Origin of the sequence: Ferruginibacter sp., assembly GCF_031430955.1 — a bacterium.
In the GTDB taxonomy this organism is placed as follows: domain Bacteria; phylum Bacteroidota; class Bacteroidia; order Chitinophagales; family Chitinophagaceae; genus Ferruginibacter.
Genome location: NZ_JANPCM010000740.1, coordinates 1 through 9,491 on the forward strand (window position 1 = coordinate 1; position 9,491 = coordinate 9,491).

Here is a 9,491-nt window from a genome sequence, read left to right on the forward strand (position 1 = left end):
TTTTTTGCATGCTGGCTTACAAAAATGCCAATGCTGCCTGTGCCGCAATATAAATCGTACACCACTTCGCTACCGGTTAGTGCTGCAAAATCTCTTGTAATCCTGTATAACTTTTCGGCCTGTTTGGTATTGGTTTGAAAAAAAGATTTAGGAGAAATTTTAAATTGAAATTGCTCTAACTTTTCTATTACAAAGCCTTTTCCAAAATATACCTGCGGTGTTAAATCGTAAATGGTATCGTTCCATTTTGGGTTGATGGTAAATAATAAAGTAGTTATGGAAGGCACCTGCTGCAATAAATGATCCAGCAGTTTTTTACGTTCTGTTTCTTCTTCGTAATTAAAAATCATATTCACCATCAGTTGCCCGGTGGTGCAGTAACGGATAACAATATTACGCAGCCATCCCGTATGTTCCCTTACATCGTAAAATGAATAATTGTTTTGTAAAGCAAAATCTCTTACCGTGTTGCGAATGTTGTTATTTACTCCATCCATTAAATAACATTCTTCAATATCAATTATTTTATCAAACAGGCGTGGAACGTGAAAACCTAAAGCCCCACCACCCGAAGGGGGGATTTCCGAAGAGCTTGATTCTTTAAAAGAACTTTCTAAAATTGGAGTGTTCAAAATCCCCCCTTCGGGGGGTGGGGGGGCTATTTCACCTGGTAACAAATACCTTTTATTACTAAAAGTAAATTCTAATTTATTGCGGTAATATTTATCATCGTCTGCACCAATAATGGGCAATATTTCGGGGAGCGGTATTTTTCCAATGCGTTTTAAATTCTGTTCTGCTTCCTGCTGTTTGTACTCCAATTGTTTTGCATAAGGCAGCATTTGCCATTTACAACCGCCGCATACACCAAAGTGTTTACAAAACGGCTCTACTCTTTCTTTGGAGTAATTGATAATTTTTTGCACCCTTCCCTCGGCCCAGTCTTTTTTATTTTTGGTAATAAAAATATTGGCCACATCGCCGGGCACAGCACCTGAAATAAAAATTACTTTACCATCCAGTTTGGCCAGTGCCTTTCCTTCGGCGGCATAATCAGTAACCAAAACGTTTTCCAGAATTATTCTTTGCTTTTGTTTTTTCACGGCAGCAAAAATACCTTAAGTAATTGAATGTTGCTGATGTTTCAACCGCCGTCAATAATTTTCAACTGCATTCAATTGCCTTTGTTAACGATTTGCAATTTTTAAACCCTGCATGGCCATCCAATAGTGCATTAATCAGCGATTTTAAATACATTTGCTATCCTATAATAATATGAAAAAATATACCTTTTTCCTTTTGGCAATATTTGGCGGCAACCTGTGTTTTGCACAGGGTTACCAAATAACATTACAGGCGCCGCAATACAAAAGCGGCATTGCTTATTTAACGTACTATATGGGCAGTAATTTAAATATTGCCGATTCTGCTGCAGTAAGTAATACCGGCATGGCCATATTTAAAGGCAAACAAAAATTACCCGGCGGTATTTATGTAATTGTTTTTCCGGATAAAAATTTACGAACAGAATTTTTAATTGATAAAGAACAAAAAATAATAGTTAAGGCAGATACTACTGACTTAATTAATAAAACATTTATAACAGGCTCTTCTGCCAATGTGCAATATGTGCAATACCAAAAATATGTTGCTAAAAAAGGTAAGCAACTGCAGGATGAAAGAATGGCGTATATGTCATCTAAAACAAAAGCTGATTCTTTATTTCACGAAAAAAATTATAACCAGTTTAATGCAGAGTTAAATGTATTTAGAGATGGTGTGATAAAAAATCAATCCACATCTATGATGGCGGCTTTGCTTAAAGCAATGAAAGAACCTTCGGTACCGGTAAATATTCCTGTAACAAGGCAGGACACGATAAATAATTATAACTATTATAAAGCCCATTATTGGGATGGTGTAACTTTTATGGATGACAGGATTATCCGTACGCCTTTCTTTTTAAAAAGAATTGAACGGTATTACCGGGAAGTAATTTCACAATCGTCCGACAGCATTATTAAAGATGTAGATTATAAATTATTACTGGCCCGTACAAGCCCTGAAATGTATAAGTTTTTATTAAACTGGCTAACGGATGAATACATTAACCCAAAATACATGGGGCAGGATGCGGTGTTTGTACATTTGTTTGAAAAATACCACAGCAAAGGATTAACCAGCTGGCTTAACGAAAAACAAATGGAAGCCATAAGCCGCCGGGCTTATATGCTGATGGCTAATTTAATTGGTGAAAAAGCTGCTAACCTTGATATGATTGACAGCAGCGGAAAACCTGCACCACTTTACGATGTTGCTGCTGATTATACTGTAATTGTTTTTTGGGATCCCAACTGCGGCCATTGTAAAGAAGAAGTGCCACGGTTAGATTCTATTTACCAGGCCAACTGGAAAAAACATGGCGTAAAAGTTTATGCGGTACTATCTCCCGATGATAAAGAAAACCCAAAACCAGAATGGGTGAAATTTATTAATGATCACAAACTTGCCGAATGGACACATGTATATAAAACCAAGGCCATGGAGGATGCAGATTTTGCTGCACAAAAACCAGGCTTCAGGCAGCTCTACGACATTACACTTACACCTACCTTATATTTGCTGGATAAAGACAAACATATAATTGGCAAAAAACTTACCATACTTCAGTTGAACGAATTGCTTGAAGTAAAATGGAAAACCACTAAACCTTAAACTTTAATTACTGATGAAAAATATTTTACTGCTGCTAACATTTATTGTTGGTTTTTCTCCTTTATTTTCTCAAACACTTTTTACTTACGGCAATAATGCTGTTGATAAAGAAGAGTTTTTGAGGGCTTACAACAAAAATAAAACAACAACCGACGATAAAGAAAAATCGTTAAGGGAATACCTTGATCTGTATTCAAAATTTAAATTAAAAGTAAAAGCTGCTAAGGATGCAAAAATAGATACGTTACCACAATTGTCAGGTGATTTACAAAATTTCCGCAGCCAGATTGAAGAAACTTATATGACCAATGATGATGCCATGAATACATTGATAGATGAAGCATTTATCAATTCTAAAAAAGATTTGCATGTTATTCATTTTTTTACCGCCATTGATGCAAAAACTTCAGTTGCCGATTCTTCAAAAGCGGTAAAAGCCATGCAAAAAGTTTTTACAGAATTAACTGGTGGCAAAAAAGATTACGAAAGTTTAGCCGCATCGGCATCGGACAATACAGTAAAAATTAAAACAGCTGATATTGGATACCTTACTGCCTTTTCTGTTCCGTATGAATATGAGAAAATTATTTACGCTTTAAAAACAGGAGAAGCCAGTAAACCCTACCGCTCTAAAAACGGTTTGCATATTTTTAAAGTAATTGATGAAAGAAAGGGAATGGGGAAATGGAAAATTGCACAAATACTTTTTTCTGTTCCTCCCGGCGATGCAGCAGTAAATAATAAAATAGTGCAGCAAAAAGCAGATTCTATTTATTTAAAACTGCTGGCGGGTGCCAGTTTTGAAGAAATGGCAAAACTGTACAGCGATGATAAATTAACTTATACATCGGGTGGTAATATGCCCGAGTTTACCACCGGAAAATATGAGCAGCCTTTTGAAGCAGCCGTTTTTAAATTAACCAAAGATGGAGAAATATCAAAACCATTTTTTACACAATTTGGTTATCATATTGTAAAAAGGATAAGTGTGCAGCCTGTACAAACAACAAAGGCGGATGCTGGTTATATGTATGAAATAAAACAAAAAGTTTTGCAGGACAGCAGGGTAAATACTGCAAAAGATATTTTTACAAAAGCTGTTATTAAAACAGTTAATTACAAAAAAAATGCAGCAGTAAAAGATGCCGTTTTATTCCGCTATGCCGATAGTGTTGCAGCTAACCCTGCTGTAAACGGTACAAAAGAATTTCCTGTAAGTAATAAAGTAATTTATACTTCTGCCAAAGGCAATATAAAAGGAGCAGAGTGGTTAAGCTTTATAAGAGAATATAAAACCAATCCTGAAATTTATAAAGGAGAAAGCAATGCAGCATTATTACAAAAGTTTATCACTGTAAAATCGTTGGAATACTATAAAGCGCATTTAGAAGATTACAGTGCTGAGTTTCGCAACCAGATGGAGGAGTTTAGAGAGGGCAATATGTTGTTTGAAATAATGGAAAGAAAAGTGTGGAGCAGTGCTGTAAACGACAGTGCCGGATTAGCAAAATATTATGCGCTGCATAAAAATAAATACCTGTGGGCTGCCAGTGCCGATGTAATTATTTTTAACTGCAGCAATAAAAAATCGGCAGACCTTTCTCTTGCTGATGTAAAAGAGGGTAAACCCTGGAAAAAGATTACTGAAGAAAGTAATAATACCATACAGGCAGATTCGGGCCGGTACGAATTAGCTCAAATAGCATTAGCTGATGGCACACCACCTGCGGCTGGAACTATTACACCCATTATAGTTAGCCCAACCGACGGCACCGCCGGCTTTATAAAAATTTTAAAATTATATCCTGCTAATGAGCAGCGAACTTTTGAAGAAGCAAGGGGATTGGTAATTAACGACTATCAAAATGTACTGGAAGAAAAATGGATTGAAGAATTGAGGAGAAAATATCCCGTTAAAACAGATGAAGGGGTATTTAAATCCCTGCTTAAATAAAAAATAATTTTCAAGTGAAGGTAAAAGCCTGCTTACAAAACCTGTTGGCAGGCTTTTTGCGTATGTGGGTTTTAAACAAACAAAAAATCTAAAACTCACGAAAATGAAAAAATTAATTATGGGCATAGCTATGCTGGTGGCATACGCTGATTCAAACGCACAATTTTATTTGCAGGGTGGGCTTAACCTGGCCAACATTACAAAAACCAACGATGGCCACACCGAAAAAAATAATATGCTGGCTACTTTTAATGCCGGTTTTATGGGCAGGTTTGGTTTATCAAAAACAGTTGATTTAGAAAGTGGTTTACTGCTTACAGGCCACGGCTCAAAAGCGGAAAGTTATTTTAATGGCGGTGCCGATTATATAAAATCTACTTTTAATCCTTTGTATGTAGAGTTACCTTTAAACCTTGTTTTAAGTATTCCAGTGGAAAAAAATACCGGCGTATTTTTTAATGCAGGGCCTTACATTGCAGTAGGTGTTGGCGGTAAATCTAAAACTGATTCTAAATTTGGGCCATTAACCTCTTCATCTAACTCATCCATAAAATTCAGTAACGACGATCCGTTTACATCGCAGCAGGAAGATGCAGCCTACAACAAATTAAAACGTTTTGATTATGGTATTAATGCAGGTGGCGGTTTTAGATTTGAGCATTTAATTTTAAAAGTAAATTACGGTATGGGTTTGGCTAAAATAAACTCTACCGAAAGCAATAATTCTGTTAACGAAAAAAATAAATACCGCACATTAAGTTTTTCTGTAGGTATTCCGTTGAATTAATAAAAGAAAAAGAAATTATAAAAGAAGGGGTTGCCAAAAGCAACCCCTTCTTTTATTTAAAATTATTTATAAAAATTTACATCAACTCCTTCACCACATTTGCTATTAAATTAGGCCTTCCCAAAGTATAATAATGCAATACGGGTACACCGAATTTTTTTAATTCTCTGGATTGATATAATAACCATTCTGTTCCAACTTTTTCTACTTCTTCGTCAGTTTTACATTTAGCCACTTCGTTACTTAAGGCAGCAGGCAAATCAATATGAAAAACTTTAGGCAGCAACGTCAATTGCTTTTGTGTATAAATTGGTTTCAATCCCGGAATGATAGGAACGTTAATACCCATATCCCTGCAGGCTTTTACAAAAGCATAAAATTTTTCATTATCAAAAAACATTTGTGTTACAATATAATCGGCACCCAAATCAACTTTATGTTTTAAATATTGTAAATCGCTATCCATGTTAGGCGCTTCAAAATGTTTCTCAGGGTAGCCGGCAATGCCAACACAAAATTTTGTTTGATTGGTATTTCTAAGATCTTCTTCCTGATAAATACCTGCATTTAAATCCACCACCTGTTTTAATAAATCGCTGGCATAATTATGGCCACCGGGTTCGGGGGAAAATCCGGCTTCATTTTTTGCAGCATCGCCACGTAATACCAAAACATTATCAATACCCAGGTAATTCAGGTTAATTAAAGCATCTTCGGTGTCATTAATATTAAAGCCTCCGCAAATTAAATGCGGTACCGTATCCACACTGTATTTATTCATAATGGCCGCACAAATACTTTCGGTACCGGGGCGCTTGCGTACCACTACTTTTGCAAAACTTCCATCAGCATTTTTTTTAAATACATGCTCACTGCGGTGATAGGTTACATTTATAAAGGAAGGTTTAAATTCCATCAACGGATCTAAATGTTTGTATAAAGATTGAATGCCCTTACCTTTTAATGGAGGAAGAATTTCGAAAGAAACTAAAGTGCTTTTTGCCTGGTTAATGTGGTCTATTACTTTCATTGTTTTTAAAATATCTGCAAACATAGTTAACAAAGTATAAAGCACAAACTGCTGTTAAATAAAAGTTGCTATAGTCTTATTTATCGCTTTACATTATTTTTGTTATAAACTCTTAAATTTGAGCCTCACTATACACACCAAAAACTTAGTAAAAATTTACGGCAGCCGCACTGTGGTAAACAATGTTTCCTTTAATGTAAAGCAGGGGGAAATAGTTGGTTTGCTGGGGCCCAATGGCGCAGGTAAAACCACTTCGTTTTACCAGGTGGTGGGTTTAATAAAGCCCGATGAAGGCGAAGTTTTTTTAAACGATATCAATATTACTAAACTGCCCATGTATAAAAGGGCGCAAATGGGTATTGGCTATTTACCGCAGGAAGCCAGTGTGTTTAGAAAATTAAGTGTGGAAGATAATATTACCGCCGTGCTGGAAATGACAAAGCTTTCTAAACAGCAACAAAAAGAAAAATTAGAAAGTTTGCTGGATGAATTTCGTTTGCAGCGGGTGCGTAAAAACAATGGCGACACATTAAGCGGCGGCGAACGCAGAAGAACTGAGATTGCCCGTGCCTTAGCTGTTGACCCAAAATTTATTTTATTAGATGAACCCTTTGCCGGTGTTGACCCCATTGCAGTGGAGGACATACAAGCTATTATTGCAAAATTGAAATATAAAAATATTGGTATCCTCATTACGGATCATAACGTAACTGAAACGCTTTCTATTTGTGACAGGGCTTATTTGCTGATTGATGGAGAAATATTCACACAGGGAACTGCAGAAGAATTGGCCGCCAATGAACAGGTGAGAAAAAGATATTTAGGCAGAAATTTTATTTTAAAACGTAAAGATTATTTGCATGATGAAGCAAGAGAAACAAAAATTTCACTTGATTCACTTATTTACTCTATTGAAAGTGGTTTGATTAATTTAGAAAATATTGAGAAAGAACACGATGCCAATCAAAGATCTTTTGGATACAGTAAATCTAACGCAGAAGATAATTTACAATTGGATGAATACAGAAGATTTATGGATGAATTGAAAACATCTTTATATACTTATGCAACGGAAAACAAGAAAACTGATTTTGTTGCACTATTAAATAAACTGTACTCTGATGAAACCATAGATACAAAATCTCTCTTAAATAAAATTGATTTTGAATTGAAGGGAATACAGGAATAATAATTACCTATTTAATTAATATGCAAAATAAAAAAAGTAAATTTGTATAAACATTTTTTTATGAACGCTGAGAAACAAATGCGCCAGGAGGTAAAAAAATATATTGATACAGCAGATGTAAAAGTCGTAAAAATGATGCATGCTATGCTTGAAGTGGATGCAGATAATGATTGGTGGGATGCAATGCCCGATAAAGTAAAATCAGAAGTAGAAGTTGCATTATCAGAATCCAAAAAAAGGCAAATTACACCACATGCAGAAATACAAAAGCGGTATAAGAAATGGATTGTAAAATAAACTGGACAAACAAGGCGTGGTTGACTTACGAAGCCAATATAGATTATTTACAAAAAGCCTGGACTGCAAAAGAAATCAGCAATTTTGTAATTCTTGTTGATAAAAGACTTGCTAATTTATCTAGAAATCCAAAAATAGGAAAGCGCAAGAACACAAAATATCCAAACATCCGTTGTACTCTTGTACACAAAAGAATTTTATTAATTTATAAACACAAGCCTTTAAAAAACGAAATTGATTTATTGGTATTTTGGAACACTTATCAAAACCCAAAGAAATTAAAAGTAAAATAGTTAATTACAATACTTTCCCTCCAGTAAATTTATAAACGCCAACTTAAATTATTTATTCAGTTTCATTTTGTATTTTGCCACAGAATGAACCTCCTCTCCTCCATAATTTCTAAACTTGCCCGTAACCGTTTTTGGCGGGTGCAAAACTGGAGCAATCATCCTGTGGCAGCCCAGCGCCAGGTATTGCAGGATCTGGTATCTGCAGGGCAATACACCGAGTTGGGCAGAAAATATCATTTTGAAAAATTATTTACCCTTAAAGAATTTAAAAAACATGTGCCTATACATGAGTACGATGATATAAAAATGTATATCAACCGTATGATGGAAGGCGGCGACAATATTTTATGGAACACACCCGTAAAATGGTTTGCCCAATCATCGGGCACCACCAGCGATAAAAGTAAATTTATTCCTATCAGCGACGAAAGCCTTACCGATAATCATTTTAAAGCCAGCAAAGATGTACTTACCAATTACTACAATAATTTTCCAGATAGTAATATGCTTACCGGTAAAAGCCTGGTAGTAGGTGGCAGCCACCAGCTAAGTAAAGTAAATGATGAAATTCAGTTTGGCGATTTAAGTGCGGTGCTTATGCAAAATTCTCCCTTTTGGGGGCAATGGCTGCGTACACCCGAATTGAGTGTAGCACTTTTAGATGAATGGGAAAATAAAATTGAGCAACTGGCACAAACTACTGCCGATGAAAATGTAACCTCTTTAGCAGGCGTACCCACCTGGACATTAATTTTATTAAAGCGTATTTTAAAAATAAAAAATAAACAAACTATAAAAGAGGTGTGGCCCAATTTAGAGCTGTATATTAATGGCGGCGTTTCTTTTGTGCCTTACAAAGAACAGTTTTATAAAATTATTGGCGCAAAAATTAATTACTTAGAAATATATAATGCCAGTGAAGGTTTTATTGCAGGCCAGGTAAAACCCGATGATGATGGATTATTATTATTTACCGAACACGGCATTTTTTACGAATTTATGCCGGTGGAAGAATATGGAAAAGATAAACCACAAACCGTAGGTTTAAAAAATGTAGTACTCAATAAAAATTATGCATTGGTAATAAGCACTACTGGTGGGCTATGGCGTTATTTAATTGGCGATACGGTTATTTTTACTTCCATCAATCCTTATAAAATAAAAGTAAGTGGCAGGCTAAAACATTATATGAATGCTTTTGGCGAAGAAGTAATTGTAGATAATAC

The 9,491-nt window shown here is 35.4% G+C and carries 9 protein-coding genes; 7 read left to right on the forward strand and 2 right to left on the reverse strand.

The window, feature by feature from the left end; genetic code table 11:
- Nucleotides 1-1,103, reverse strand: a 1,103-nt coding sequence (locus ACY65O_RS21175; RefSeq protein ID WP_462222851.1) for a class I SAM-dependent RNA methyltransferase, incomplete at its 3' end; no start/stop codon positions are given.
- Nucleotides 1,104-1,275: 172 nt separating this feature from the next.
- Here ACY65O_RS21175 and ACY65O_RS21180 point away from each other — a divergent pair.
- From ACY65O_RS21180 to ACY65O_RS21190, 3 genes are all read left to right on the forward strand, one after another.
- Nucleotides 1,276-2,715 (forward strand): redoxin domain-containing protein, encoded by a 1,440-nt coding sequence (locus tag ACY65O_RS21180; RefSeq protein WP_462222852.1) that lies wholly within the window; start codon nt 1,276-1,278, stop codon nt 2,713-2,715.
- A 13-nt stretch (nt 2,716-2,728) separates the two neighbouring features.
- On the forward strand, nt 2,729-4,669 hold the full coding sequence (locus ACY65O_RS21185) for a peptidylprolyl isomerase (protein ID WP_462222853.1): 1,941 nt from the start codon (nt 2,729-2,731) through the stop codon (nt 4,667-4,669).
- A 103-nt stretch (nt 4,670-4,772) separates the two neighbouring features.
- On the forward strand, nt 4,773-5,456 hold the full coding sequence (locus tag ACY65O_RS21190) for a porin family protein (RefSeq protein WP_462222854.1): 684 nt from the start codon (nt 4,773-4,775) through the stop codon (nt 5,454-5,456).
- 76 nt (nt 5,457-5,532) lie between these two features.
- On the opposite strand, the gene ACY65O_RS21195 is transcribed toward ACY65O_RS21190, so the two are convergent.
- Nucleotides 5,533-6,531, reverse strand: a complete 999-nt coding sequence (locus ACY65O_RS21195) for a methylenetetrahydrofolate reductase (RefSeq protein ID WP_462222855.1) — start codon at nt 6,529-6,531, stop codon at nt 5,533-5,535.
- A 73-nt stretch (nt 6,532-6,604) separates the two neighbouring features.
- Between ACY65O_RS21195 and lptB the strand changes: the two genes are divergently transcribed.
- From lptB to ACY65O_RS21215, 4 genes are all read left to right on the forward strand, one after another.
- Nucleotides 6,605-7,675: an LPS export ABC transporter ATP-binding protein gene (gene lptB / locus ACY65O_RS21200; RefSeq protein WP_462222856.1), complete on the forward strand. Its 1,071-nt coding sequence runs from the start codon at nt 6,605-6,607 to the stop codon at nt 7,673-7,675.
- 60 nt (nt 7,676-7,735) lie between these two features.
- A complete protein-coding gene (locus tag ACY65O_RS21205; RefSeq protein WP_462222857.1) occupies nt 7,736-7,972 on the forward strand; it encodes a hypothetical protein in 237 nt (78 codons plus the stop codon).
- Entirely contained in the window at nt 7,957-8,265 is a 309-nt protein-coding gene (locus tag ACY65O_RS21210; RefSeq protein ID WP_462222858.1) for a type II toxin-antitoxin system RelE/ParE family toxin, read from the forward strand. Before ACY65O_RS21205 ends, ACY65O_RS21210 begins: the two co-directional genes overlap by 16 nt.
- A gap of 84 nt (nt 8,266-8,349) precedes the next feature.
- Nucleotides 8,350-9,491: GH3 family acyl-acid amido synthetase (locus tag ACY65O_RS21215; protein ID WP_462222859.1), on the forward strand; the 1,142-nt coding region annotated here is incomplete at its 3' end.